The 24,917-nt window shown below is 59.7% G+C and carries 19 protein-coding genes and 3 pseudogenes; 14 read left to right on the forward strand and 8 right to left on the reverse strand.

The genetic code is table 11. The annotated features are described in order from the left end of the window. The first annotated feature begins 393 nt into the window (after positions 1-393). Positions 394-7,362 carry a TcdA/TcdB pore-forming domain-containing protein gene (locus ATI02_RS05015; protein ID WP_161555381.1) on the forward strand — a complete coding sequence of 2,323 codons (6,969 nt, stop codon included), beginning with the start codon at positions 394-396 and terminating at the stop codon, positions 7,360-7,362. A gap of 66 nt (positions 7,363-7,428) precedes the next feature. Here ATI02_RS05015 and queD read toward each other — a convergent pair whose 3' ends face one another. Together queD and ATI02_RS05025 are read right to left on the reverse strand one after the other, a co-directional pair. After that, positions 7,429-7,785: a 6-carboxytetrahydropterin synthase QueD gene (gene queD / locus ATI02_RS05020; protein WP_007915588.1), complete on the reverse strand. Its 357-nt coding sequence runs from the start codon at positions 7,783-7,785 to the stop codon at positions 7,429-7,431. Positions 7,786-7,870: 85 nt separating this feature from the next. After that, complete coding sequence (locus ATI02_RS05025) at positions 7,871-8,950, reverse strand: patatin-like phospholipase family protein (RefSeq protein WP_100845630.1); 1,080 nt, start codon at positions 8,948-8,950, stop codon at positions 7,871-7,873. Between the two features lie 247 nt (positions 8,951-9,197). On the opposite strand from ATI02_RS05025, the gene ATI02_RS05030 reads away from it, so the two are divergent. The 4 genes from ATI02_RS05030 to ATI02_RS05045 are packed head-to-tail and all read left to right on the forward strand — an operon-like array spanning position 9,198 to position 11,799. Then, positions 9,198-9,506 carry a PepSY domain-containing protein gene (locus tag ATI02_RS05030; protein WP_095191275.1) on the forward strand — a complete coding sequence of 103 codons (309 nt, stop codon included), beginning with the start codon at positions 9,198-9,200 and terminating at the stop codon, positions 9,504-9,506. Continuing rightward, positions 9,506-9,817, forward strand: a complete 312-nt coding sequence (locus tag ATI02_RS05035; RefSeq protein ID WP_095191276.1) for a PepSY domain-containing protein — start codon at positions 9,506-9,508, stop codon at positions 9,815-9,817. Before ATI02_RS05030 ends, ATI02_RS05035 begins: the two co-directional genes overlap by 1 nt. A gap of 3 nt (positions 9,818-9,820) precedes the next feature. Further along, the gene (locus tag ATI02_RS05040; RefSeq protein WP_095191277.1) at positions 9,821-10,489 is read left to right on the forward strand and encodes a response regulator transcription factor; all 669 of its coding nucleotides are present in this window, start codon (positions 9,821-9,823) and stop codon (positions 10,487-10,489) included. Next, positions 10,486-11,799: a sensor histidine kinase gene (locus ATI02_RS05045; RefSeq protein ID WP_100845631.1), complete on the forward strand. Its 1,314-nt coding sequence runs from the start codon at positions 10,486-10,488 to the stop codon at positions 11,797-11,799. Before ATI02_RS05040 ends, ATI02_RS05045 begins: the two co-directional genes overlap by 4 nt. A gap of 145 nt (positions 11,800-11,944) precedes the next feature. On the opposite strand, the gene ATI02_RS33205 is transcribed toward ATI02_RS05045, so the two are convergent. After that, positions 11,945-12,700, reverse strand: a complete 756-nt coding sequence (locus ATI02_RS33205) for a methyl-accepting chemotaxis protein (protein WP_371857649.1) — start codon at positions 12,698-12,700, stop codon at positions 11,945-11,947. Between the two features lie 102 nt (positions 12,701-12,802). After that, positions 12,803-14,092: pseudogene (locus ATI02_RS33210) on the reverse strand (methyl-accepting chemotaxis protein); the annotation flags it as partial. Between the two features lie 395 nt (positions 14,093-14,487). On the opposite strand from ATI02_RS33210, the gene ATI02_RS05055 reads away from it, so the two are divergent. From ATI02_RS05055 to ATI02_RS33220, 3 genes and pseudogenes are all read left to right on the forward strand, one after another. Beyond that, on the forward strand, positions 14,488-15,804 hold the full coding sequence (locus ATI02_RS05055) for a Na+/H+ antiporter family protein (RefSeq protein ID WP_095191280.1): 1,317 nt from the start codon (positions 14,488-14,490) through the stop codon (positions 15,802-15,804). Positions 15,805-15,999: 195 nt separating this feature from the next. Next, positions 16,000-16,776, forward strand: a pseudogene (locus ATI02_RS33215) (cache domain-containing protein); the annotation flags it as partial. A gap of 312 nt (positions 16,777-17,088) precedes the next feature. Next, positions 17,089-17,682, forward strand: a pseudogene (locus tag ATI02_RS33220) (methyl-accepting chemotaxis protein); the annotation flags it as partial. A 133-nt stretch (positions 17,683-17,815) separates the two neighbouring features. On the opposite strand, the gene ATI02_RS05065 reads toward ATI02_RS33220, so the two are convergent. Then, positions 17,816-18,751, reverse strand: coding sequence for a LysR family transcriptional regulator (locus tag ATI02_RS05065; RefSeq protein WP_095191282.1), 936 nt, complete (start codon positions 18,749-18,751; stop codon positions 17,816-17,818). Positions 18,752-18,863: 112 nt separating this feature from the next. Between ATI02_RS05065 and ATI02_RS05070 the strand changes: the two genes are divergently transcribed. Next, a complete protein-coding gene (locus ATI02_RS05070; protein WP_100845634.1) occupies positions 18,864-19,349 on the forward strand; it encodes a DMT family transporter in 486 nt (161 codons plus the stop codon). Next, positions 19,349-19,807: a DMT family transporter gene (locus tag ATI02_RS05075; protein ID WP_095191284.1), complete on the forward strand. Its 459-nt coding sequence runs from the start codon at positions 19,349-19,351 to the stop codon at positions 19,805-19,807. The genes ATI02_RS05070 and ATI02_RS05075 overlap by 1 nt, the downstream gene beginning before the upstream one ends. A gap of 26 nt (positions 19,808-19,833) precedes the next feature. Here ATI02_RS05075 and ATI02_RS05080 read toward each other — a convergent pair. After that, positions 19,834-20,996, reverse strand: a protein-coding gene (locus ATI02_RS05080) for an IS3 family transposase (protein WP_095191983.1) whose coding sequence is annotated in 2 segments (ribosomal slippage) — positions 19,834-20,741 and positions 20,741-20,996 — 1,164 coding nt in all. Because the reading frame shifts where the segments join, the coding sequence is not laid out codon by codon here. Positions 20,997-21,756: 760 nt separating this feature from the next. Here ATI02_RS05080 and ATI02_RS05085 point away from each other — a divergent pair. Beyond that, entirely contained in the window at positions 21,757-21,924 is a 168-nt protein-coding gene (locus ATI02_RS05085; protein ID WP_080750761.1) for a metallothionein, read from the forward strand. A gap of 23 nt (positions 21,925-21,947) precedes the next feature. On the opposite strand, the gene ATI02_RS05090 is transcribed toward ATI02_RS05085, so the two are convergent. Together ATI02_RS05090 and ATI02_RS05095 are read right to left on the reverse strand one after the other, a co-directional pair. Next, entirely contained in the window at positions 21,948-22,220 is a 273-nt protein-coding gene (locus ATI02_RS05090) for a hypothetical protein (protein ID WP_095190777.1), read from the reverse strand. A 40-nt stretch (positions 22,221-22,260) separates the two neighbouring features. Beyond that, on the reverse strand, positions 22,261-22,488 hold the full coding sequence (locus tag ATI02_RS05095; RefSeq protein ID WP_100845635.1) for a DUF6555 family protein: 228 nt from the start codon (positions 22,486-22,488) through the stop codon (positions 22,261-22,263). A 136-nt stretch (positions 22,489-22,624) separates the two neighbouring features. Here ATI02_RS05095 and ATI02_RS05100 point away from each other — a divergent pair, with 136 nt between their 5' ends. The 3 genes from ATI02_RS05100 (at position 22,625) to ATI02_RS05110 (ending at position 24,793) form a co-directional block, all read left to right on the forward strand. Beyond that, positions 22,625-23,407 carry an AraC family transcriptional regulator gene (locus ATI02_RS05100; RefSeq protein WP_100845636.1) on the forward strand — a complete coding sequence of 261 codons (783 nt, stop codon included), beginning with the start codon at positions 22,625-22,627 and terminating at the stop codon, positions 23,405-23,407. 224 nt (positions 23,408-23,631) lie between these two features. Then, positions 23,632-23,805 carry a DUF1427 family protein gene (locus ATI02_RS05105; protein ID WP_007969534.1) on the forward strand — a complete coding sequence of 58 codons (174 nt, stop codon included), beginning with the start codon at positions 23,632-23,634 and terminating at the stop codon, positions 23,803-23,805. Between the two features lie 31 nt (positions 23,806-23,836). Beyond that, positions 23,837-24,793, forward strand: a complete 957-nt coding sequence (locus ATI02_RS05110) for a quinone oxidoreductase family protein (protein ID WP_100845637.1) — start codon at positions 23,837-23,839, stop codon at positions 24,791-24,793. Positions 24,794-24,917: the final 124 nt, after the last annotated feature.

Consider the following 24,917-nt stretch of genomic DNA (forward strand, 5'->3'; position numbering starts at 1 on the left):
CTGTCGCGTCGCGTTCTTGTTGTTCGAAGTTATCGAAGTAAGTTTGTTTGTCTAAAAGTTATTGATTATTTCGGTAATTGTTTGTGGTGGGTTGCTTTTGGTTTTTGCAAAAGGATCGGTTAGTTTGTTTTAACTCTATTTTTCGAGAAGTAGCTGATTTCATTGTTTGTGAAGTCTGGGCGTGTCTTGATTGTTTTGTTTTTAAATTTATTGCTCTTGGGAAATTTGCGGATGTCTGAAGAATATATTGTGTTGTCTGAAAGTCTGGAATGGCGGGAACTTGTTCGCCCCTTGGAACTTGAGACGGCTCTGGCTGCATTTAAGGGGTCCGAGCACTACGAGGCAGCAATCAGGTATCACGAAGGCGCACTTTCGCAGGAAACTTCGCAAGGCATGCTCCAGGCCATCAGCCTGTTGAAGGAAACGCTGCAGACATTGGGGCGTGATCAGGCCAGCGTTGTTTTTGGCAACCTTTTTGAAAAAGTCGAGAAGTACCATCAGCGCTTGCAGAACACGGTATCGATTACCGCAAAGGAAGTGCCTGGGCACATGCACTTTGTCTGGGTGGGGGGCGCCATGTTCGGCGCCAACCAACGTGATTACTTCAACATCTGGAAAGCTCGGACACCCAAGGACCTTACCTTCAGCATCTGGTACGACCCGCAAGCGTTAATGGCTTTTGACGTCAGCCGCACCATCATCCAGGCGGCAAAGGCCGATGCCATGCTGGCAGGTGGGGATCAACCGGTCTCCAGAGCAGCGCTTATCCGGTTGTATGAGAAGCGCCTGGCGGTGTTGCGGCGGCAGGCGTTCGAATTCATCCAGCAAGCGCAGTTGCGCGGCCTCGCCCCTGATGAGGCGCGGATCGAGTTGCTGGTTCAGGCGTATGGTCAAGACCGTGCGCAACTCCAGGCCGCAAGAACCCGGTATCTGCAAAGTCATCTGGACATGGCCGATGACCGTGTGCGGTTGCGCAACGCCCGTGAAGAGTTTCAGTCGCACGCCCTGTGGTCTGCGTACGATCGCGAAATTTCCTTGAGAGGCAACTTCGCGGCCGCCTCGGATATCGTCCGTCTGCAAGCTGTGTATCAAGAGGGAGGTACTTACAGCGATCTGGATTACTTGCCGCCACTGATCGATGAAATGGGCGGTGTCAATGTTACGAAGTTTAACAAAGCTGCCCGAACCGGTGTCTTGCAGTTAGTGCTTGATCACAATAATAAACTGATGCCAGGGCGGGAGAAAAACCGCTACAAGGATTTCTTGAAATATATTCCGCCAGAGAGTCTGGCCGCCCTAGAAGTGTTTGCCAGAAGCGCTCCGGGTCTAGATCAAGTGTTTGCATCGCTGAACGGGCAAGCCACCGCGGTGGATGTATTGGGTCGTGGTTCGCCAGATGATTTCACTGTAAAAAATCCGAATCTGATGAATGCATTTATCGTTGCGCATCCGAACGCCGGCATGACTCTCTCAACGATGAATTTGATTCGTTACTACTATGACATAATTGAATCCGTAGAACAGGAGTTGGACAAAAGGGGATTAGCGTGGGGGGATGACGAAGTTTTGGATATCACTCAAAACAAGGTGCGCGAAATCGATTTTCCTTTTGCCGGGGATGAGGCAATAACCCGTATCTGGGCTATTCATGAGTCGAAGATTGTCAGCGCTATTGTGCATTACCACCGTGACGGCGTCGCACCGGGAGCCGGTGGCACCATCAACTTGACCGGACCGGGTGCATTGCAGGCCGGCGCAGATTTCTTTGCAGCACTTCAATACACGCTCGTTGGGGCTACGAACGCCAAGGCGTTGCAATACATACGCAAAGGCTACAACACAGCAACCGAAGAAGAGTTGATCAGTGGCTGGATAGAGCGCGACGTCTCCGACGCCGAGTGGATCAAGAACGAGCAGAACGCCTGGCGCGACGGCAAGTTCAAGGCCCGCTACCAAGCCAATCTGCAGGACTTGCTCAAGTCGGGCAACACCCTGACGTTCAAGCGCGGCTGGCCTGTCGTTGAAGGCAAACCCGTCATGCTGACTAGCATCTTGCAGCGGCTGATCGATGACTTGGGCGAGCCGTTCATTCGCGCCATGGCTGACAAGCTCAGCGGTGACGTGGTTTTCGACAGGAGCGTGCATCTGGGGTATGACGAGCGCCAGCAGGTCATCAACCAGGCGGCCAGCGAGGCGCCACTGTCTGTCGGCGCGCAGCATTCGAGCAATCTCAACGAACTCTTGACTCACCTGGAACGCGGCTCACTGCCGATTGAACAGATAAGTCCTTTGCAACGGGTGGTGGTCGGTGGCTTGTTCGGCGCCGAAAGCCTGGATGTCGCAGGCTTTGCCGACGCCTGGCAAGCGGCCCGGGACCTGGCCAGAGCAACCGCCGATGGCGGCGTGTTCGCTCGCTATGCCGCGCTGGAAAAATGGTTGCAGCAGCGTCAGGCGCCAGCCTTTCAGGCGGCGCTCGCACAGCCCGCCAAACCGGGCAATCAGACGGCCCGCGAGCTCAAGGCGCTGGCGTTGTCCGACCTGCTGACCCTGAACCAATGGGGCCGGCAGATCGCGCAAATCAACACCACGGCGCAATGGGAATACCGCACCCAGATCCTCAAACGCGCAGCCCCGGTACGTGAGCAGTTCTTCAAGGCCGGTGCGCTGTCGGCCCGGCAGCTGCCTCAGGCATTGCTGATGCGCACGGCCGGTGATCCAGGTCGGCGCTGTTACCCGTTGGCGCTGCTCATGGCGGCTGCGTTAAGCCGTGGCGAAAGTGCCGAGCGCGCTGTCATCGGCAGGATCGCCAATGCCAATCTGGCGCCACAGGAGAACGACTCACGGGCACTGCTGTTGGCGCTGGATGAACTGCGCGACGTGCGCATGAGCGACGTGGGTGCGCCGTTGGGTGAGCAGAGTCTGCAAGCGATTGTGCGTGATCTGGAAGCGAAAGCAGACTCCAGTGTCTTGTTGCTCGATACCGGCAGTCATGCGCTGTTGGTGGCCAAGGTCGTGACGGCTGACAGCACGGCTTACCGTTTCTTCGAACCGAACTTTGCGGTGTATGGCTTCGCTCAGGGGTCGTTGTTGCAACAAGGCATCGAGGGTTACCTGTCGCGGGACGGCGGTGAGCTGGCGAGGTTGTATGGCCTGGCTGATGCAACCGACTTGCGCTTCAACGTCATCGAATTGAATACGGCGGCCATCGCCGATCACGTGCTGACCTCGAGTCTGCAGGTGAGCAGTTTGCTGCAGAACACACCGATTGCGGGGGGGCAGTCCGTCAATGTATGGGAGGCGCAATCCGCGCTGCGTGGCCGCTCGCTGTCAGAAAACGCGCGGATGGGTGACAGTCTGGTGCAACTGGATGCGCGTAACCTGGTGCGTGAGTTTGATCTGGCGACCGGCCAGCTGCGTCGCGAGCACTCGTTGGGCACTGAATACCTGCCACTGCTCGACACGCTCCAGACCGCAGCCGACAACCTCTCTACGCTGACGATGGTGGACGCCGGCAACCCGGCGAAGCGCATCAACGTCACCACCCGCGACACGCGGTTCAGCAAACTCAAGAAAAATATTCAGCGTCTGGTTGAGGCCGTCGCCGGCAAGGGCGGCCGTCCGGGTGAGAGTGATGGTGGCAGTCGCCTGAGTTTTGCCTTCGCCATCCAGACGCTGGTGACAGAGATGCGCAGCCGCGAGTATCAGGCGAAAAACGCGTCGCTGCCGGCGCTCACCGTCGCCTTGCAGATTCAGGTCTATGTGAGTTACACGCAACTGGCCTATGGCGTTGCGATGGATTCGGTGCAGATCATCAATCTGGTGCGCCAGGTCGCGGCCAGCGAACAAGCGCTGGCGAAGCAAACAACGTCACTCTCGGGGCGTTTGCAGGGGCGCGGAGGGGCCGCGACCGGGGTTGTTTTTTCATTGGCTAATATCGGCTTCGATATTTACGGTCTGAGCGTGGCCGACAATGACGAACAACGCTCGCGGCTCACCACTCAATTGGCATTTGATGTGGCGGCGCTGGGCCTTGACGTGGCCGCATTGGCCGTGGGGGGCACGTTGGGGGCGGCGGCGTCGTTTCTGTCTGTGCCGTTATTGGGGATCGGCATCGGGGTCACCGCCATTGCCAGCAATCTGGGGCAAATCAGCGACAAGGCCCGGGCTGTCGGTCGGCATCTGTTCGATATTCACGAGGCCTATGGGCCTGAGGGCTGCAAGCGTCAGGACGGGGTACTACAGTTCGCCGTCGAAGCGGTCATTACCGAACTTGATTTGCGCGAGCGTCGGGTCCGGTTCGATAGTCAGAAGTTTTTTCCGACCGACTCTGCAGGGTCGGGTCTGCCTTCTTACAGCGGCAAGCCAGGTGATCTCCCCAGGGCAATCAATATTCGTGAAGCGATGTCTCGTTATGATTCCCTCGAGTTCGGTAAGGGTGGCGATCGGGATATCCATGCTGTTGTGCTGCCGTGCACGCCGATTTGTTACTACGGCTATGAGTATCAGGTCGGATATGCCGGTTTTGCACCGGACGACGATCTTTATAGCCGCCTGAGCACTTACCAGACTGTTTATGAAGGGGCGCCAAAACCTGAGGGCGGTCTGGAGGCAGGTGTAAGAACGTCGTACCCGAATATTCTGGATATCTGGAAAGAGCAGATCGAGTTTTCCAGCTTGCCGCCTTACGAACGGCGCTTTCAGTTCTTCGCCAATACGTCATTGCCGCATGTCCTTTACAAGCTCCTCCCGGTCAATAAACCCACGCACATCAGTGTGAAACTGGACGCCCATGCCCGTTATCTGGTGGTGCCAGAACTACCGAAGCAATGGCAGCAGTTACTGAGTTACGACATCGCGGCTGAAAACGGTTTGTATCAACTCACGTTGACGCCAGGAATCGTTTCCGTGCATTTGTCGCAGTGGCTACCCGTCGGCGTCGAGTCATTGAATCTGTGGAAGAACGCGGTCAGTTGGGTGATCAAGGCGCCGTGGGCAATCGAGCGGCAGGTCCGCTTCGAAGGCGATACGCTGATCATCGATGGCATCCGGGTCACGGGGTTCTCCGGCCATCTGCAGCTCAGCGACGGCGAACTGTTCCAGTTCGACTCCGGGAAAAAAGTCTGGCAGATGCAGTCGATCACGCTGAGTAAAGCCGATGGCGAGCACGACGCGCAATCGCCGATCGCCGAGCTGGGCAGCGTTACCGCACGCCTGCGTGCGCTGGCGCTGGCCAACCGCCTGGCCAGCGCCTATGTGCCTGTCCATAACTTTATCGTCCCGTTCAATGATGCGTCCGATGTGCAATACACCAACGCTTACTACGACGTGGCAGCAGACCGCATGTTGTATGTACGCAACCTGCCTGCCGCCTTGCGTGAGGGCATCGTCCTGGGCGCCGCCTCAACCCTGCAGGCGTGGTTCTATCATCCCGAGCACGCGACCGTCTGGCGCGTCGATGTCAGCACCGGCCTCGTCCGGCATGCCTACCGCCTGCTGAGTCCGCGCAAGGGCTCGACGATCCTTGCGTGCGAGTTGAGCGCTGACGGCCAACTGCGTGTCGTGCAGGAAAAGACCAGCGAGGAGCAGAACCGCTTCACCCTGGAATACCTGATCGCGGAGGACACGGTCACCTTCGTCCACCTCAATGCCTTCCTGGATGAGTGGCGTGAAGACATGGTGGAAGTGGATTACTGGAAAGCGCCGCTGCGCCGCTTCATCCTGCCCGATGAAAAGCTCGTCGACTTGACTGCCATGAACGTCCCCATGAGTACATGGACATCCGCGCCATTTGTAGGATTGCGCGCGCATTTGCAGGGCCAGAGCGCGTTCTCCGGCTGGGTACGCTTGAGTGACTACCGGTTCTACTCGAATGACTCCGAACCTGCGCAAAAAATCATGCTGATGTGGGCATCGCAGGACAATGACGCCGCGCTGTTCTTCGACATGGATAACCAGACGCTGACGAGTGAATTTGCCTGGTCCGAAGAGCTTCCCTACATACCCGCCGAAACCCTCGCCACAGAGGTCGCCGAAGTCACTCACTCGGCGGGGCGCTACTTCATGACCAAGACCAATGGCCAGATGTTCGAGATCGATAAGGACGGTGTGTTGACGTTTATCGGTGTCGGCAAGCGATGGCTCGAACTTCACCCGGACTGGTTCAGCGCGCTGCCAATATTGGTTGTCGAGCACGGCAAGCGACCTTTCCCGGTGATCGGCCTGTCTGACTTCAGCCAAAGCGCCTTGCTCGCGGTCTGGAGCTGCAATGACAGGTTACTGCTCAGCGAGGCCGGGCTTGGCAAAGAGCTGGCGTTACTGGGGTTGACCCCGGATGGCGAAGCCGGGTGGTTGTTCGATATCGAGGCCGGGCAGGTCTACCGGCAGCCGTTGAGTTCGCTGGCGTCTGCGCGTGACGCGTTCGCCGGCGGCACGCGGCTGCGCTACCCGCAGCGGCTACCGGAGGCGCAGAAGGTCTGGTCCGAGTGGTCGTTTGTCGAGGTCATCACTGACGGGCAAGGGATGTTGGGACGTACCCGTGAGGGGATCAATCTTGCGCTGACCGACCAACAGCCGGCCCGCATTGTCAGTGTGGAAAATCACTGGGCTCAAGCTGATCAGGGCGGTTTGTCGCTGCAGGCACGTCTGAAGAATCTGCTGGCAGGCCATGCCCACGCAGCGGTGCTACCGGTTAAAAACCTCGGTAGCAGCTACACGTACTATGTTGCCGAACAGGATCAGTTGCTTGAGGTGCAAGCGCGACAGGACGGGCAGTGGTCGGCGTTTCTGGGGGTGCAAAACTCGACGCAACCGCTGTTGTTCGATCCGGTGGATGGCGTGGTCTTCAATCGGGATTCAATGACCCCGATCCGGCTCGCAGACAGTCAGGCGACCCGGCAAAGCGAAGTGCTCACGCTGGAAAGTGCCAGCGAGGTCAGTGACCTGCAGACACTGCTGCTTGAGGGTATCGATACCTTGATTCTGGCGTTCGGCGCAGCGACGCAGAGCTGCCATGTGTCGGAGCAGGTATGGCAACGTCTCGACTGCCTGGTGGTTGATCGCCGGCACACCTCAGAGGGTTCGTTGTCCGTTGAACACACATTGGTGCTGGACATGGCTGACAGGGAACGCTTGTTGTTGTCGCAGGCGCAGGGGCATTTGTTGCTGATCGACCCGGACAGCGCCCATACCCTGATCGTCCGGGACAACGACCCGCTGGATGAGCAGCGCATACCGATGTATTTGAGCATCAGTAGCGAGGGCCAGGTTCACAGGGTGAGTATCGAACAGTTGCTGGGCGCCTTGAAGACACGCGCGCAAGGTGTAATCGAACTGAAGGAGGTTCTTGAGTCACTCGCCGATTGACCCCGGAAGGGCGCAGTAGCGATTGAAAAAGGGTCGTGGGCATTGGCTGCTCACGACCCTTTGTGTTTATTCGCCGCGATAGATGCAACCGCTGGTGCAGGTCTCGTGAATGCGGATCGCGCTGAGTTCCGGCAGCAGCGGCTTCATTTCATTCCAGATGAATTTGGCCAGCACTTCACTGGTCGGGTTTTCCAGGCCGGGAATGTCGTTCAGGTAATTGTGATCCAGACGCTCGTAGAGCGGCTTGAAAATCGCCTTGATCTCGGAGAAGTCGCGAATCCAGCCAGTGTGCGGATCGAGGTCGCCGCTCAGGTGAAGCGCCACTTTGAACGAGTGACCGTGCAGACGCCCGCACTTGTGGCCGTCCGGGACGTGCGGCAGGCGGTGGGCGGATTCGAAGGTAAACTCTTTGAAGATTTCCACAGTGTTTTCGGCTCTGTTCAGATGGCGTTCGCCGCAGCGATTCGGGCAGGCGGCGAGTTTATCAGCTTGTGTTTGGCCGTGCTGACTAAAGGGTCAGCAAGCGCTCGGCGAGGCGACCGTTGGCAGTCAGTTCGAGGAATTCGTCGCCCAGTCGCCGGCTCTCGTCCATCGCGGCGTGCCAGTATTTCTGCCGGCTCGGCGCATCACCCATGAAGCGTTTGAAGTCGTTGCGGTCAGGCAGTTTGCCGTAGGGCAGGCGCGCCAGATATTCCTTTGAAGGCGCGAGCAACAGCACGTCCTGCAGGCGCTCCACCGAAGCGCGGCGCCATGGCAGGGTCTTGTCGAACCAGCCCGGAATCACCCGGTCGGTGAAGTGCGGATAGAGCACGATGCCGTCGCCGCTGTAAGGCAAGTCGAGGTGGTAGTCGAGCAAACCGCCATCGCGGAACGTCCCGGCCCCGGCGCCCGGCAAGTCGCGCACACCTTCCATGACCATCGGGATCGAGCCCGAGGCCAACAGCGCCTGACGCAAATTGCCGGCGTTGAGTTCGACGAAGCGCGACGGGAAGTCGTTCAGCGCATTGACCGGTGGTGCCAGACGCGGATCGTGGATGATCAGCCGTTCAAAGTGCCGCGACAGCCGCGCACGGCCACGCAAGTTATCGGCAATCACCGAACCCAGCGCCAGCCCGAGGCGACCGCGATGATCGTCAGCGAGGCGGCCCTGGCTTCTGACCACCATGATGTTCAAGCGGTAATCGGCGTTGCTCAGGATGCTCGCGTCGCGGCCGTCGAGCAGTTCGTTGAGCATGCGCTGCGAGCTCTGGCTGATCTCGGCCATGGTCACGCCTTTGTTGAAGTTCTGCTCGGCGTACAAGTGGCCGAGACGGCGGATGCCTTCGGCAGCGTCCGGCAGGCAGGCGCTGGCGAAGCGCCAGGAACCGACCGAGGCGCCGATCAGCGAGCGCTCGCGGGGCGCACTCGGCAGCCATTCACCGAACAGCGCCAGATCCAGCCCTTGAATCCCCAACGCCTTCGGCCCACCGGCCGCGCCGGGCAGGGTGCCGACGTCGGCAGCGTTCAGGCCCTGGGCACGTATGCGCGCCATGGCCCGAGGGCCGGCCTTGAGGGTGAGGGCGGGGAATTTGATGTGGATGGCTGTCATACCGGTCTCGATCGTTAGCAAGCGAACAATTATAGAGCCACTCTGGATCCTTGTGGGAGCGAGCCTGCTCGCGAAAGCGTTGTATCAGAGACGTGAATGTTGAATGACACACCGCATTCGCGAGCAGGCTCGCTCCCACAGGGGGAGAGAGGTGTTGCTCTGGGTCAATGATGGCAATTCAGTTTCAGTTAAGTTCATCCCGCTAAGGTGCCCACCGTACGCAACACATAAAAATGACGGAGACACCATGAAAACCCTGACTGCCCTGTCCCTCGCCTCGATCGTTGGCCTCACCGCCAGCCTCGCTCATGCACGCGATCTGGGGCCTGATGAAGCCCTGCGTCTGCGCGACGCTGGTACTATCGTCTCCTTCGAGAAGCTCAATGCCACGGCACTGGCCAGACACCCAGGTTCAACGATCACCGAAACCGAGCTGGAAGAAGAGTACGGCAAGTACATCTACCAGGTCGAAATGCGCGATCCGCAAGGCCTGGAGTGGGATCTGGAATTAGACGCGGTCAGCGGGCAGGTTCTCAAGGATCATCAGGATACGTAATGAAGGTTAATGTTCGCGCCACCAGCCGTACCGCGTTGGCGCTTGTGATTTTCTGCTCGGCGGCGATGGCCCGCGACCTCGATCAGGACGAAGCCCTGAAGCTGCGTCAGCGCGGGGTGATTCTGCCGCTGGAGCAAGTGCTGCAGCAGGCCATGGATCGCTATCCCGGGTCGAAACTGCTGGAAGTCGAGCTGGAAGAGAAACACGACGTCTACATTTATGAAGTCGAGTTGCTGACGGCTGAGGGCGTGGCGCGTGAGCTGCACCTGAAAGCCGATACCGGCGAACTCGTGAAAGACAAGGAAGATTGATCAATGCGTTTGCTTCTGGTGGAAGACCACGTGCCGCTGGCCGACGAACTGATCGCCGGCCTGCAACGTCAAGGCTACGCGGTGGATTGGCTGGCGGACGGCCGCGACGCGGTGTATCAGGGCAGCAGCGAGCCCTATGACCTGATCATCCTCGACCTCGGTCTGCCCGGCGTGCCGGGGCTTGAGGTGCTGGCGCAGTGGCGCGCGGGCGGCTTGTCGATCCCGGTGCTGATCCTGACCGCGCGCGATTCCTGGGCCGAGCGCATCGAAGGCCTCAAGGCCGGCGCGGACGATTACCTGACCAAACCGTTTCACCCCGAAGAGCTGCACCTGCGCGTTCAGTCGCTGCTGCGTCGTTCCAAGGGGCAGGCCAATCAGACCACGCTCAAGGCTGCCGGCCTGCATCTGGACGAGGGTCGCCAGTGCGTGACCCGCGATGGCGCCGACATTCAGCTGACGGCGGCGGAATTCCGTTTGCTGCGCTATTTCATGCTGCACCCGGAACAGATCCTCTCCAAAAGCCACCTCGCCGAACATCTCTACGACGGTGAAACCGAGCGCGACTCCAACGTCCTCGAAGTCCATGTCAATCACCTGCGCCGCAAACTCGGCAAAAGCGTGATCGAAACCCGTCGCGGCCAGGGTTACCTGTTCGGCGGGCAAGCTTCGTGAGGTCGATCCAGCGCCGCTTGAGCCTGGGGTTGATCAGCGTGATGGTGGTCGTTGGCCTGGTGCTGGCACAAACCAGTCTGTGGTTGTTTGAAGTGGGTTTGCAGCGTTACCTCGAAGCCGGGTTGCGCAACGACAGCGAAAGTCTGCTGGTGGCGCTGGTCCGCGGCCCGCAAGGGTTGCAGCTGGATGAGCGGCACCTGTCGCCGGCCTATCAGCGACCGTTTTCCGGGCATTATTTCCGCATCGATTTCGCCGAGAGCCACTGGCGCTCGCGCTCGTTGTGGGATCAGGACCTGCCGCTGCTGGAGCACCCCGGTCTGCACAGCAATCTGCAACTGGGGCCGGATGGTCAGCAGTTGCTGGTGCTGCGCTCGGACTATCGGCGCCTGGGCCAGTCGATCTCGATCAGCGTCGCGCAGGATTACACCCCGGTGCGCGAGAGTTTCCAGCGTATGCGCCAGATTGGCCTGGGCCTGGGGTTAGCCGGGTTGCTGCTGATTCTGTTTCTGCAACGGCTGACTGTACGTCGCGCCTTGAAGCCGCTGGAAAAGGCCCGTGAACAAATCGCCCAATTGCAGCAGGGCCAGCGTTCACAACTCGATGATCAGGTGCCGGTGGAGCTGGAGCCGCTGGTGGCGCAGATCAACCATTTGCTCGCGCACACCGAAGACAGCCTCAAGCGTTCGCGTAATGCGCTGGGCAATCTGGGCCATGCGCTGAAAACACCGTTGGCGGTGCTGTTGAGTCTGGCGTCGAGCGAAAAACTCGATGACCATCCTGAGCTGCGCAAGATCCTCAAGGAACAGCTGGAGCAGGTGCAGCAGCGGCTCAACCGTGAGCTGAATCGCGCACGGTTGTCCGGCGATGCGCTGCCGGGGGCGCTGTTTGATTGCGACGCGGAACTGCCGGGGCTGTTGGCGACCCTGAACATGATCCATGGCGAGCATCTGGCGTTGAGCTACGTGGCGCCGCCGGGGCTGCAACTGCCGTGGGATCGTGAGGATTTGCTGGAACTGCTCGGCAACCTGCTGGACAACGCCTGCAAATGGGCGGATGCCGAGGTGCGCTTGAGTGTGCTTGAGCGCACTGACGGCTTTGCCCTGAGCGTGGAAGATGACGGCCCGGGGATTCCCGAAGAGCAGCGTGCTCAGGTGTTCAGCCGTGGGACTCGGCTGGATGAGCAGACCCATGGGCATGGGTTGGGATTGGGGATTGTGCGCGATATCGTCGATACGTGGGGCGGGTTGCTGGTGCTGGGCGAGAGCGAGTGGGGCGGGTTGAAGGTCGTCATCGAGTTGCCCAAACGCTGATCTCCCCAACACCACAAATCCCCTGTGGGAGCGGGCTTGCTCGCGAAGGCGGTATTTCAGTCGACATCTTGATTGACTGACCCACCGCCTTCGCGAGCAAGCCCGCTCCCACATTTGATCTCGGTTGCCTGTAGGAACCGTGGGGTTAGACGCGAAACTGATCCATCAAACCCTGCTGCTGATTCGCCAGGCTGTTCAGCGACTGGCTGACCCGCGCCGACTCATTGGCCTGCCCGGACAGCGACTCCGTGACATCGCGAATCGTCGCCACGTTGTTGTTGATCTCCTCAGCCACCGCGCTCTGCTCTTCGGCGGCACTGGCAATCTGCAAGTTCATGTCGCTGATCACCGTCACCGCCTCACCGATCTGGTGCAGTGCAGTCACCGCTTGGCCAACCTGTTCAACACTGCCTTGCGCCTGACGATGGCTGTTGCCCATCGAGCCGACCACGTCCTGCGTACCGCTTTGCAATTGTTCGATCACCTGACGGGTTTCTTCCACCGATTCCTGCGTGCGTCGGGCGAGGTTGCGGACTTCGTCGGCGACCACGGCAAAACCGCGTCCGGCTTCACCGGCCCGCGCCGCCTCAATCGCCGCGTTGAGCGCCAGCAGGTTGGTCTGTTCGGCGATGGCGCGGATGGTTTCCAGCACGGCGCCGATTTTCTCGCTGTTGGCGGCCAGACCTTCGACCTGCACCATCGCTGCGCTCATGTCGGCGGCGAGGGTGTCGATGCTGGCGGTGGTGCGATCAATTACGGTCAGGCCCTGACGGGTGGCGCGATCAGCATCCTTGGCGGCTTCGGCAGCCTGGGCGGCGCTGCGGGCGACGTCCTGGGCGGTGGCGCTCATTTCGTGGGACGCGGTGGCAACCTGATCAACCTGACGGTACTGCTGCTCCATACCGGCGCTGGTCTGGGTGGCGATCGCCGAAGACTGGTCGGCAGTATCGCGTGCGTCCTGCACAGAGCGCTTCACCTCGGCGATGATCGGTTGCAACTTGTCGAGGAACTTGTTGAACCAGCCGGCCAGTTGACCGAGTTCGTCCTTCTTGTCGTAAGCCAGGCGACGGGTCAAGTCGCCTTCGCCGCTGGCGATGTCTTCCAGCATGTTGGCCACGCCGAGGATCGGTTTGGTCACGCTGCGCGCCATCAGCCATACCAGCAGCAGGCCGATCAGTGCAGCCAGCACGCCGAGGCTCAGCTCGATCAGCGTGCCCGAGGTGTTGCTCGCATCCAGTTGTTGCTTGAGCGCTTCGGCGCGCGCCACCAGAACTTTTTCCGGCACGTCCAGCAACACCGCCCACGACGGGCCATCAGGAATCGGCTGAAACGGCGACAGTACTTTCAACTGGCCGTTGCTGTGCAGGCTGCTGACGCTGCTGCTGGAGGCGAGCAGGCGCAGCAGTTCGCTGCCGCTGGCCTTGTCCACGGCATCCAGGCGCTGGCTGAGTTTGCTGGCGTCCGGGCTGTAACCGGCGAGCAGGCCGACCGGGCTGATGATGCTCACGGCGGTCTGGCCGTCGTAGAGCTTTTTGCTCGCACCCTGACTGATGGCTTGCAGGCTGTTGAGGTTGATGTCCACTGACAGTGACGCAATGACCTTGCCGTTGACCATCAGCGGGAAGACGATGCTGGTCATCAGCACGTTCTGGCCGTCGATCACATAAAAGTACGGTTCGATCACGCACGGCTTGAGCGTGGTGCGCGGGCAGGTGAACCAGGCATTGGCGGCCTGACCGCTGGGGCCGGTGCTGGTGTCGCTCATGTCGCTTTCCGGCAACGCCATCGAGGTGACTTTGCCCGGGGTCGGTTGCGACCAGTACAAGGCGAAACGGCCTTTGTCGTTGCTGCCCAGTTCGGCCTGGCCGGCAAACAGTTCGTCCTTGCCGTCCAGTGCGTTGGCTTCAAACACCAGCGACAGACCGAGCAAGTCAGGGTTGGCTTGCAGAGCGGACTTGACCTGACGGGTCATGTCTTCGCGCAGGTCGAAGGCGTCGAGGAAACGCTTCTCGGCCTGTTCACGCAGGAACAGCACCTGACGCGAGAAACCGTGGCCATATTGATAGGCGTCCATGAACTGCTGGCGAATGCCCGCCGCCTGCACCTCGCCCTGGGATTCGATACGCGCTTTGGCCGATTCGCTGAGCATTTCCATGCTCGAAGCTTTCACCAGTTCAGAACTGTGCTCCATGCGGTACAGCGAAAGACCTACCAACAGGGTCACGATACCGGCCAGGCAAAGCCCGGCGAGCAGGGTGATTTTCCATTGGATGGAAAGTTGTCTGAGCGACATGGAAACATCCTTATTCGATAAATATCTGAGACTTTGCACTGTAACGGCCGCGTTTCGGCTTTCTTTATGCTGGAAACACAATAGGGCCAATTGCCGCAGTCATTGGCGCAGGGGGTAGATCGTTCCTACGCTCCGCGTGGGAATGCAGCCCCGGACGCTCTGCGTTCGATGGGAACGCGGAGCGTCCCTTGCGGCGTTACCACGCAGAGCGTGGGAACGATCATTGGCTGATTGCCGCACCCGGAATCGACCAGTCACTTTGACACCGCCGCCACTCTGCGGCACAGTGCGCGCCCTTTTAATAAGACCCTCTTTGCAAATCCGCCGGTGCTCCGTGGGCGGACTCATTCTGTCTGGCGGTGAATAGTTCACCGCAGTGTTTTTGAGGTAGTGAAATGAATGCAGTGATTGCTGCGGTCGGCGTCATGCTGATCCTCAGCCTGTCCCGCGTGCACGTGGTGATCGCCTTGATCGTCGGTGCATTGGTCGGCGGCCTGACCGGAGGCCTGGGCATCGACGCCACGCTCAAAGCGTTCAACAGCGGCTTGGGTGGTGGGGCGACGGTGGCGTTGTCCTACGCGTTGCTCGGCGCTTTCGCTGTGGCGATTGCCAAGTCCGGCTTGGCCCACGCGTTGGCCGACAGGGCGCTGGCGATGGTCGATCGTCAGCACAGCACCGGCGGTGGTAGCGTCAAATGGCTGCTGATCGGCCTGTTGTGGGTGGTGGCGATTGCCTCACAGAACATCCTGCCGATCCATATCGCGTTCATTCCGCTGCTGGTACCGCCGCTTTTATATGTGCTGACCAAGCTGCAACTGGATCGACGCCTGATCGCCTGCGTCATGACCTTCGGCCTGATTACCCCGTACATGTTTTTGCCGGTGGGCTTCGGCAACATCTTCCTCAATGAAATCCTGTTGGCCAACATTGCCCGCAGCGGCGTTGACATCAGTGGCATCAACGTTACCCACGCCATGGGGATTCCGGCGCTGGGCATGGTCTTCGGCTTGGCAATGGCCTTCATCAGTTACCGCAAGAAGCGTGTCTACGATCTGGGGAAAATCGAGCAGGTCGAGCAGGTGGCGGTGCAGTACAACCCGCTGAGCCTGATGATCGCCGGTGTGGCGATTGCCGCCGCGTTCATCGTGCAACTGCTGCTGGACTCGATGATTATCGGTGCTCTGGTCGGCTTCCTGATCTTTTCGGTGTCGGGCATCGTCAAGTGGCGCGAGACGGATGATCTCTTCACCGAAGGCATGAAGATGATGGCGATGATCGGCTTCATCATGATCGCCGCCTCCGGTTTTGCCGAAGTGATGAAGGCCACCGGTCAGGTGCAGACCCTCGTCGAGTCGTCGGCGTCGTGGATCAACCACAGCAAGGGCATCGGCGCACTGTTGATGTTGCTGGTGGGGCTGCTGGTGACCATGGGCATTGGTTCGTCTTTCTCCACGGTGCCGATTCTGGCGGCAATCTTTGTGCCGCTGTGCGTACAACTCGGTTTCAGCCCGATCGCCATCGTCTGCATCGTCGGTACCGCCGGGGCGCTGGGCGATGCCGGTTCGCCGGCTTCGGACTCGACGTTGGGCCCCACGTCCGGATTGAACATCGACGGCCAGCATCACCATATCTGGGACACCGTGGTGCCGACGTTCCTGCATTACAACCTGCCACTGCTGGCGTTCGGCTGGGTGGCCGCGATGGTTCTGTAACCCCCCAAATCCCCTGTGGGAGCGGGCTTGCTCGCGAAGGCGTCGTGTCAGTCAGCAATTCTGTGTCTGATACACCGCTTTCGCGAGCAAGCCCGCTCCCACAGGGGCATGCAGCGTCTGCAGCTCAACTTTTGATCCGACGTGCCGTTAAAGCCTTTAACCACGCCAATAAAATCAAAAGAGTGAGCTCTCCCCATGCGTTTGAGTCTCAAGGCCAAAGTCCTGTCCCTTGCCGTCCTCCCGGTATTGCTCTTTGCGCTGGTCATCAGCCTGACCACGCTGTTTATCCTCCAGGAACAGGCGCACAAAGAGGTCGAACAGACCCGCGAACGCCTGCTCGGCGACGCCAAGGCCACTCTGCAAAGTTACGTTGCCGTGGCCATGACCACGATCAAACCGCTGTACGACGCCGCCGCCCCCGGTGATGCCGAGGCGCGCGCGCAAGCGATCAAACTGCTGTCGGGCATTCGCTACGGCAAGGACGGTTACTTCTTCGGCTACGACTCCGAGACCGTGCGCCTGTTCAAGGCCAACGATCCGGAAGGCGTGGGCAAAAGCTTCAAGGACAACCGCGACCCGAACGGCGTCTACGTCAACCTCGGCCTGGTCAAAGTGGCGAAGGACGGTACGCACTATCTGCAATACAGCTCGCCGCTGCCAGGCAACGCGCAGGTGCTGGTACCGAAACTCGGCTACACCGAATACCTGGCGAAGTGGGACATGGCGGTCGGTACCTCGGTTAACCTCGATGGCATCGAAGCGCAAGTCGCGCTGGTTGAAGCGCAGGTGCAGGAGCGTATGCAGGGCGTGATCCTCAGCATCGTCGGCGTGGCGGTGGTGGTGCTGCTGGTGATCGCGGCGGCGGGGATGCTGCTGGCCAATACCATCCTGCGTCCACTGACCCTGATGAAAGCCAACCTCGACGACATCGCGGCGGGCGAGGGCGACCTGACCCGTCGTCTGAACATCACCAGCCAGGATGAACTCGGTGAACTGGCGGGCTCGTTCAACCGTTTCGTCGACAAGATCCACGGCCTGGTGCGGCAGATCACCGAGATGACCATGCAACTGACCGGGTTGGTGACTCAAGTCTCGGATCAGGCCCAGCGTTCGGATCAAGCCATGGAGCGTCAGCGCCACGAAACCGATCAGGTCGCCACGGCGATCAACGAAATGTCCGCCGCCGCCCAGGAAGTCGCCAAGAGCGCGCAGAACGCCGCCGTCGCGGCCCAGCAGACCGATGAAGAAGGGCAGAGCGCCAAGCGTGTGGTCGCCGGCAGCATCAAACAGATTCATGCGCTGGTCGATGACATCCGCAGCAGTGGTGTGTCGCTGGACAGTTTGCAGCAGGACGTGAGTTCGATTGTCGGCGTGCTCGGGGTGATTCGTTCGATTGCCGAACAGACCAATCTGCTGGCACTGAACGCCGCGATTGAAGCCGCGCGCGCCGGCGAGGCCGGGCGCGGTTTTGCGGTGGTGGCCGATGAAGTGCGGGCATTGGCCAGTCGTACGCAGATCAGCACTCAGGAAATTCAGGGCATGATCGATCGCTTGCAGGCGGGCACGCAGTCGGCGGTGGAAGCGATGCGCCGTTCCAGTGAGGCGGGCGACGGCACCTCGCAGCAGGCCAATCAGGCCGGGGCGTCGCTGGATGCGATGGCGGAATTGATCGCGACGATTAATTCGATGAACGCGCAGATTGCCAGTGCCGCGGAAGAGCAGACGGCGGTGGCCGAAGAGATCAACCGCAGCGTGCATCAGATTGCGGTGGCGGTGGACAGCGTGGCGGATGAGACCCAGTTGGGGGCGCAGACTTCGCGAAGTCTGGCAGAGTTGGGCCAGCGACTGGGCAAGCTGGTTGGGCAGTTCCGGATCTGACGCGATTTGGAGTCCGAAGCAAAACCCTGTGGGAGCGAGCCTGCTCGCGAAAGCTGTGTGTCAGTCGCCACTGTGAGATCAGACATACGGCATTCGCGAGCAGGCTCGCTCCCACATTTGGATTTGTGTGCGACTACGGTCTGTCCCAGTAGGGCACCTCGCCGAAGCATTCGACAAAAAAATCAATCACCGTCCGCACCTTCACCGACAACCTGCGGCTCCCCGGCCACAGCACCGCAATCTGTTGCGGTTCCAGGCTGTTCGACACCTGATACTCCCTCAGCACCGGCACCAGCGTGCCTTCGCGTACCGCTTCGCCAATCAGCCATGACGGAAACATCACCAGCCCCAAACCCTGTTCGGCGGCTTGCGTCAACGTGTCGGCGTGGTTGCCGGTGATCGGGCCTTTGACTGAGTAGGGCGTCCAGTCCCCCTGACCCTGACGGAAAAACCAGCGCTGCTGGCCAGTCGCGCCTTTGTAGGCCAGGCATTGATGCTGCGCCAGATTCTCTGGCTGTTGCGGTGTGCCATGGCGTTTGAGGTAGGCGGGGCTGGCGGCGACCTGAAAGCGGTGCGGCGCCAGAATTCGCGCCTGCATGCTGGAGTCGTGCAGCGGGCCGATACGAAACAACAGATCGGCGCCTTCCTGCAACGGGTCGACGTAGTGGTCGGTTTGCTGGATGTCCAGCTGCAGCTTCGGATAGCGCGCGCACAACTGGCCGAGCCACGGCGTCAGATGGCGTTGACCAAACACCACCGGGGCGTTGATTCGCACAAGGCCAGTGGGTTCGCTTTGCTGTTCCTGTAACGCCTGTTCGGCTTCTTCCAGTTGCACCAGCACCAGCCGCGCATGATGGCCAAGCATGCGCCCGGCCTCGGTCGGCGTGACCGCGCGGGTGTGGCGGTAGAGCAATTGTTGATTCAGGGCTTGTTCCATCAACTGGATCTGCCGGGAAATCGACGAGGGCGCCACGCCTTCGCGGCGGGCGACTTCGGAGAAACTGCCGTGGTCGAGCACCGCCACAAACAGCCTGAGTGCCTTGAATCCCAGTTCATTAAGCCCGTGCATGAATCGTCCTGCTGTGCGAGTTGCGCAAAAGTGTTGTCCGGATGCTCCCATTTATCGCACAGCGGCGCCAGCCGATAATCCGCGCCATCGATTATCAGCCTGGATTTTTGTTATGCAGACGTTGGATGAGGTAAGTGTTGCGCCGCCGGTGGCCAAGCCGGGGTTGCGATTGTTGTTGCTGCCGCTGGTGATTCTGGCAGGCATGGGTTTGTCGGTCGAGGCCGGGTTGCTCGGGCCATTGGGGGTGCAGGTCGGGCATCTGTGGGCGACCTTGAGCATTTTCGGCGTGGGTTCGGCGATTCTGTTTTTGCTGCTGTTGTTCAGCGGCCCGCAACAAGGGCCGGCGTTGAACACATTGCCGCGCTGGCAGTTGATCGGCGGTTTTTTGGGGCCGATGTATGTGGTGGTGCTGACGTTGGCCACGCCGCATATCGGTATCGCCATGACGATGATCGCGATTCTGTCGGGGCAGGTGGGCAAGAGTGTGTTGATTGACCATTTCGGCTGGTTCGGCGCGGCGCGCAAGAAGGTCAACGCTGAGCGGTGGCTGGCGCTGTTGTTGATTGTTGCTGCACTTGTCTTGATTGCTCGGGGTTGATGATGAATCTGATTATTTTGTTGGCCGTGGTGGTCGCGGCAGGTGCGGTGTTGAGTGTTCAGGCGGCGATCAATGGGCGTCTGGGGGAAACCGTTGGGGTGTTGCGCAGTAGTTTGCTGACGTTTGCCGTGGGGGCGTTGGTTACCGGGTTGTTGATTCTGTTTTTTGAACCGGCCCATGCGGTGAGTTTGCTCGATGTGCCGAAATGGCAGCTCAGCGGTGCGTTGTTTGGCGTGGTGTATATGATCGTGATGGTCGGTGCGGTGCCTCGGATCGGTACGGCGGTGGCGACGGTGGCGGTGATTGTCGGGCAGCTTGGGATGGGGATGTTGATTGATAATTTTGGCTGGTTGGGGAATCCGGCGATCGATCTTTCTTCGAGTCGGATTTTGGCGATGGTTTGTTTGGGGTTGGCGTTGGTGTTTATGTATCGCAGTAGTGTTCGCTCATCTGACTGAGTACATATCCGTTGTTTTTGTAGTGGTCAACTAATCCCGGACACGACGTTAAGTTTTTTCTCGGCCTGAGCTGGGGCCAGTCCGTTGTTGAATTGGTGCGGTCTAATCCAGTTGTACCGATGCATCAGGTAATGACTGATGTCGCGGTGCGCTTCTTGAGCTGTCATGTAGCCCACGGTCGGTATCCATTCAGTTTTCAAGCTGCGAAACACACGCTCCATCGGCGCGTTATCCCAGCAGTTTCCACGACGGCTCATGCTTTGGCGCATGCGGTAACGCCAGAGCCGTTGGCGAAACTGGCGACTGCCATATTGCGAGCCCTGATCCGAGTGAAACAGAAGCCCTTGAGGCCTGCCACGCTGTTCGTAAGCCATGTCCAACGCCTTGATGACCAGATCCGCATCCGGCTTGTTCGACAGCGCCCAGCCCACCACTCGGCGCGCGTAAAGATCCATAACGACAGCCAGGTAATGCCATTTCCCTTGAGCCCAGATGTAGGTGATGTCGCCACACCAGACCTGATTCGGCGCCGGCACATCAAACTCTCGATTCAATATGTTCGGAATGTCAGGCCGCTCAACCGTCGCTTGTTTGTAGGCATGTGATCCAGGTTGTTTACTGACCAACTCCAGTTCCCGCATCAGGCCTCGCACCTTGAACCGCCCAATTTGCTCGCCGTCTTCCTGCATCATCGACACGATGCTGCGGCTACCGGCGGCGCTTCGACTTTGCGTAAACAGTTCGTTAACCCGGCTGCGCAACCGAAGCCGCTCAACGTCTGGAGTTCGGCGCCTGAGACGATGGGCGTAGTAACACGAACGAGTGACGTCAAAGACTGCGCAAAGCCAATCAACCGGCTCTTGGGGGCTCAGTTGATCAATCAGCGCGTGCGCTCGTGCTCTTCCGACATCAAGAGCGCGGTAGCCTTTTTTAAAATGGATTTCTCCCGCTCAAGTCGAGCGATTCGAGCTTCCAATTCCTGGATTTTCTGTTGCTCTGGCGTCAGCGCTTTACTCTGCGGAGTAACGCCAGTGCGCTCCTGCTGAAGCTGATTAACCCAGCGGCGCAACGCGGACTCAACCACACCAAGCGAGCGGCTGGCTTCGATATGGCTATAGCCTTGATCGAGCACGAGGCCTGCGGCCTCGCGTTTGAATTCAGCGGAAAAAGAACGACGTTGTTTGGTCATCAGACACCTCTATCTGGCGAGCATTCTCGCCTAAATGGGTGTCCGGTTTCATTAGACCACTACAAGATCAAGATCAAGATCAAGAGCGGTACTCGAGCTTGCGCTCATTGTGTTGAGTGGGGCGGCATGCGCCGCGTGCGGGGTGTACTCATTTTCTTGTGGGAGCTGGCTTGCCAGCGATGGCGGCCTGACAGCCGACCAGGCTCAGACAGATGTACTCGAACCCTGTGGGAGCGAGCCTGCTCGCGAAGGCGGCCGGACAGCCGACCAAGCTTCGACAGATGTGCTCAACCTCCCTGTAGGAGCTGCCGAAGGCTCGGGCCGCGATCGGACGATCTTTTGATCTGCTTGGCTTTGGCTTTGGCTTTGGCTTTTGATCTCCAGCCCCATCGGCAGGCCGAGCGGAGGTGTTCATCAGGGGGTAGGCGCGCAGCGCCGTGCGGCGAAGCCGCATCCATCGAGAGGAGGTGCAGCGAAGCAAACCGTAGGCGATGCCCCCGGATGGACACCGTAGCGAGGGAACACTGAGCCTAAGCGAAGTGCCGTACGCCAGGGGCAAAGCCTTTTGCTTACTTTTCGGCGTTTGGAAAAGTGAGTCGCTGTAAGAGCGAAACCGCCAGCGGCAACACCCGCAGCAACGGATATGCCCCCAAAACCCAAAACCCAAAATCAAAAGATCGCAACCTTCGCCAGCTCCTACACTGATTCCTACGGCTTGCCCTAAAAGCCTCAGACAACCACCACTGAAGGAGTCTGTCCCATGCCTGATAGAAAATGCGATTGTCCGGGATGCAAGTGCACCATCAAGGAAGGTGAACATTCCTACGCCGTGCACGGCAAACACTACTGCTGCGAAGCCTGCGCCCACCACCACAAAAGTGGCGAGGAGTGCTCAAGCAAAGGCTGTCATTGCGCGCATCCGAAGTAACGGCATGCATAAAAAAGTGGAGCCTAATCAGGCTCCACTTCCAGTTTCAGACTTTCATCTTCCAACCGCTCGGTATGCCGCACCGTGCCTTGCAATCGTCGCCCCTCAACCCTGACCACAACGGTTTTCGCTTGATCAAGATCCTCCGGTAACGGTGCAGGCACCCTCAGCGCAAAGCGATACGGGTCATCTTCGACGACTTCCAGCCCCACCTCACAATCGACACTTTTGGTGATTCGCCCGAACAATGTGTCCAGGCCGTAATCCAGATGCGCCGGACTGCTGATCTTGCTCATTGTGCATTCCCCCGAATAGTCCCCGATCGCCGGGCAAAGCCTAGCTCGCCGGTCGCCATTTGACGTTCTCCACGCCAAATCTTTCCGCCATCGGTTTACTGGTCTTCTGCACTTTTTCACGGCCGAAACGCGGGATACGACCCACACCCGCGTCGCAACTTGCCCAGTGCCACGCCTCGGCGTTGTCCATTTTGTCCGAACGGATAATGAACGACTTGGGCTTGCCGTGAAGGGTGTAATCGATGACAAACAGTTTTGCGTTGTTCATAAAGCCCGTAATCCTCCCTGTGGTAATAGAAGGATCGCGGCGCGCCGGGAAAATTCACTCGGATTGTCCGACGGTTTCTACCGTTGGCGGCGAAATGACTGACTCGTTACCATGGCGCTTCCGCCAACCCCAATGAATGCTCGCCATGGCCCTTGCCGCGCCTCCCGATCTCAGTGATACCGATGTGCCCGTGCAGCCGCTGGCGCGCACCTATCCGCGTGGTTTGTATATTGAGCCGCATGAGCATGTCTGGGGCCAGTTGCTGTATGCGATGAGCGGGGTGATGTGGGTCGAGACCCCGCACGAGGCGTTGGTGGTGCCGCCGCATCGGGCGGTGTGGTTACCTCCCGGGGTACCGCACGGGATTCGGGTGGTGTCGGATTTGCAGATGCGCAATATCTATCTGCGCCCGGCGTTGGCGGCGACGCTGGATCCGTCGGTGCAGGTGATCGAGGTCGGCGGGTTGCTGCGTGAGTTGATCGTCGGGCTGGTGGAGCAGGGCGACAGCGGCGAGCCTGAGTATTACGAGGCGTTGGTCGGGTTGGCGTTGCTGGAGCTGAAACGCGCCAGGCGTTCGCCGTTGAAGATCCCGCTGCCGGACGATTCCGATCGGCGCTTGATGAGCGTGTGTCAGGCAGTGATGGCCTCGCCGTCGCTGGAGATTCCTTTCGAGCAGCACGCGGATGACGCCGGAGCCAGCGTGCGTACGTTGGCGCGGTTGTTCAAGGACCGCCTCGGCATGGGCTTCGCCGAATGGCGGCGCCAGGTGCAACTGGCGACGGCGGTGGCGGAGTTGATTCAGGGTGTCGCGGTCAGTGTCATTGCCCGTGAGCTGGGGTATTCGCCGAGCAGTTTCAGCGACATGTTCCGCCGCGAACTGGGCGTGGCGCCCTCACAATTTGCTGTGGAACACGATTAATCAAACCAGCGCAGATCCAATGTGGGAGCGAGCCTGCTCGCGAATGCGGTGGATCAGCTGACTCATCCTTCACTGACACACCGCTTTCGCGAGCAGGCTCGCTCCCACAGGGTTCTGTGGTGTGCATCCGATACTTGTCCGAAATTCAGAAGTCCTTGGCCGATGCCATCCCCGCCGGTTCCCTAAACTTTGCCCATTCCTTTCCACGGGCGGAGTTGCTCCCCATGAATTACCTGATTTCGCTGGCCATCGGCCTCGGCGTTGGCCTGCTTTACGGCGCGCTGGATTTTCGTTCTCCAGCCCCACCGGCCATTGCGCTGGTCGGCTTGCTGGGCATGCTCGCGGGTGAACAGTTGTGGCCGATGGGCCGGCAACTGGTGGCCGGTTGGTTGTCCTGATTTCCCTCTTTCTTATTCGGTGGATGTGTCCATGAAAGCACTGCAATTCGATAAAACCGGCGACTTGTCTTCCCTGCGTTACGTCGAGGTGCCGACGCCGGTGCCGGGCGCTGATGACGTGTTGGTCGAGATCAAGGCTGCCGGCCTGAATCCCAGCGATGTGAAGAACGTACTCGGGCGTTTTCCCTACACCACGCTGCCACGGATTCCCGGGCGGGATTTTGCCGGTGTGGTGGTCGAAGGCCCGCAGGCGTTGATCGGGCAGGAAGTCTGGGGCACCGGTCGCGAGTTGGGCTTTTTCGCCGATGGCTCCCACGCGCAGTTCGTCAAACTGCCGGGCAAGGGCGTGGGGCATAAACCGTCGCACCTGAGTTTCGCCCAGGCCGCCAGCCTCGGCGTGCCGTACACCACGGCGTGGGATGCGCTGGAGCGCAGTCTGGTAACGGCCGAAACCCGTTTGCTGGTGATCGGCGGCGGCGCGGTGGCCACAGCGGCCTTGGCGTTGGCCAAGGTACGCGGCGCGCAGTTGCTGGCGGCGGCGCGGCGGCCGGAGCAGGTCAAGGAGTTACAGGCGCAGGGCTATCAGACGCTGCAACTGGATAAGCCCGAAGATCTCGGTGCGCAGGTCAACGCGGTGTATCGCGGTGGCGCCGACGTGATTTTCGACACCACCGGTTTCTGGCTGCCGGCCTCGGTTGCGGCACTGGCAGCGTTCGGCCGCATCGCGATCATCGCCGCGCCGGTCGACGGCCATGTGCAATTGCCGGCACTGGCGTTGTATCGCAAGGGCGGTTCGGTGGTCGGGATTAATTCGCTGCTGTACGGCGTTGAAGCGTGCGCGGCGATGCTGGAGCAGTTTGGCCGGTTCTTCGATGAAGACCTGCTGCCGCTGCCGCAAGGGCTTGTCGAGTCACCGCTGGCGGAAGGTTTGGCGCGGTATGTCGAGGTGAATCAGGGCAGTGGCGACAAGGTCATCCTGATCCCCTGATCCCCGTCACACCGCATAACCTGTGGGAGCTGGCTTGCCAGCGATAGCGTTAGAGCAGCCGATGAAGATGTTGACTGCACTGATGCCATCGCTGGCAAGCCAGCTCCCACAAGGTTCTTTAGTT

The sequence above is a fragment of the Pseudomonas baetica genome, from assembly GCF_002813455.1.
GTDB classification, from domain to species: Bacteria; Pseudomonadota; Gammaproteobacteria; order Pseudomonadales; family Pseudomonadaceae; genus Aquipseudomonas; species Aquipseudomonas baetica.

Coding starts and splice junctions, on each gene's coding strand:
- ATI02_RS05015 (WP_161555381.1), top strand. CDS start 394: ATGCTCCAGGCCATCAGCCTGTTGAAGGAAACGCTGCAGACATTGGGG.
- ATI02_RS05025 (WP_100845630.1), bottom strand. CDS start 8,950: ATGACAGCCATCCACATCAAATTCCCCGCCCTCACCCTCAAGGCCGGC.
- ATI02_RS05030 (WP_095191275.1), top strand. CDS start 9,198: ATGAAAACCCTGACTGCCCTGTCCCTCGCCTCGATCGTTGGCCTCACC.
- ATI02_RS05035 (WP_095191276.1), top strand. CDS start 9,506: ATGAAGGTTAATGTTCGCGCCACCAGCCGTACCGCGTTGGCGCTTGTG.
- ATI02_RS05040 (WP_095191277.1), top strand. CDS start 9,821: ATGCGTTTGCTTCTGGTGGAAGACCACGTGCCGCTGGCCGACGAACTG.
- ATI02_RS33205 (WP_371857649.1), bottom strand. CDS start 12,700: ATGGAGCAGCAGTACCGTCAGGTTGATCAGGTTGCCACCGCGTCCCAC.
- ATI02_RS05055 (WP_095191280.1), top strand. CDS start 14,488: ATGAATGCAGTGATTGCTGCGGTCGGCGTCATGCTGATCCTCAGCCTG.
- ATI02_RS05065 (WP_095191282.1), bottom strand. CDS start 18,751: ATGCACGGGCTTAATGAACTGGGATTCAAGGCACTCAGGCTGTTTGTG.
- ATI02_RS05070 (WP_100845634.1), top strand. CDS start 18,864: ATGCAGACGTTGGATGAGGTAAGTGTTGCGCCGCCGGTGGCCAAGCCG.
- ATI02_RS05075 (WP_095191284.1), top strand. CDS start 19,349: ATGATGAATCTGATTATTTTGTTGGCCGTGGTGGTCGCGGCAGGTGCG.
- ATI02_RS05085 (WP_080750761.1), top strand. CDS start 21,757: ATGCCTGATAGAAAATGCGATTGTCCGGGATGCAAGTGCACCATCAAG.
- ATI02_RS05090 (WP_095190777.1), bottom strand. CDS start 22,220: ATGAGCAAGATCAGCAGTCCGGCGCATCTGGATTACGGCCTGGACACA.
- ATI02_RS05095 (WP_100845635.1), bottom strand. CDS start 22,488: ATGAACAACGCAAAACTGTTTGTCATCGATTACACCCTTCACGGCAAG.
- ATI02_RS05100 (WP_100845636.1), top strand. CDS start 22,625: ATGCTCGCCATGGCCCTTGCCGCGCCTCCCGATCTCAGTGATACCGAT.
- ATI02_RS05105 (WP_007969534.1), top strand. CDS start 23,632: ATGAATTACCTGATTTCGCTGGCCATCGGCCTCGGCGTTGGCCTGCTT.
- ATI02_RS05110 (WP_100845637.1), top strand. CDS start 23,837: ATGAAAGCACTGCAATTCGATAAAACCGGCGACTTGTCTTCCCTGCGT.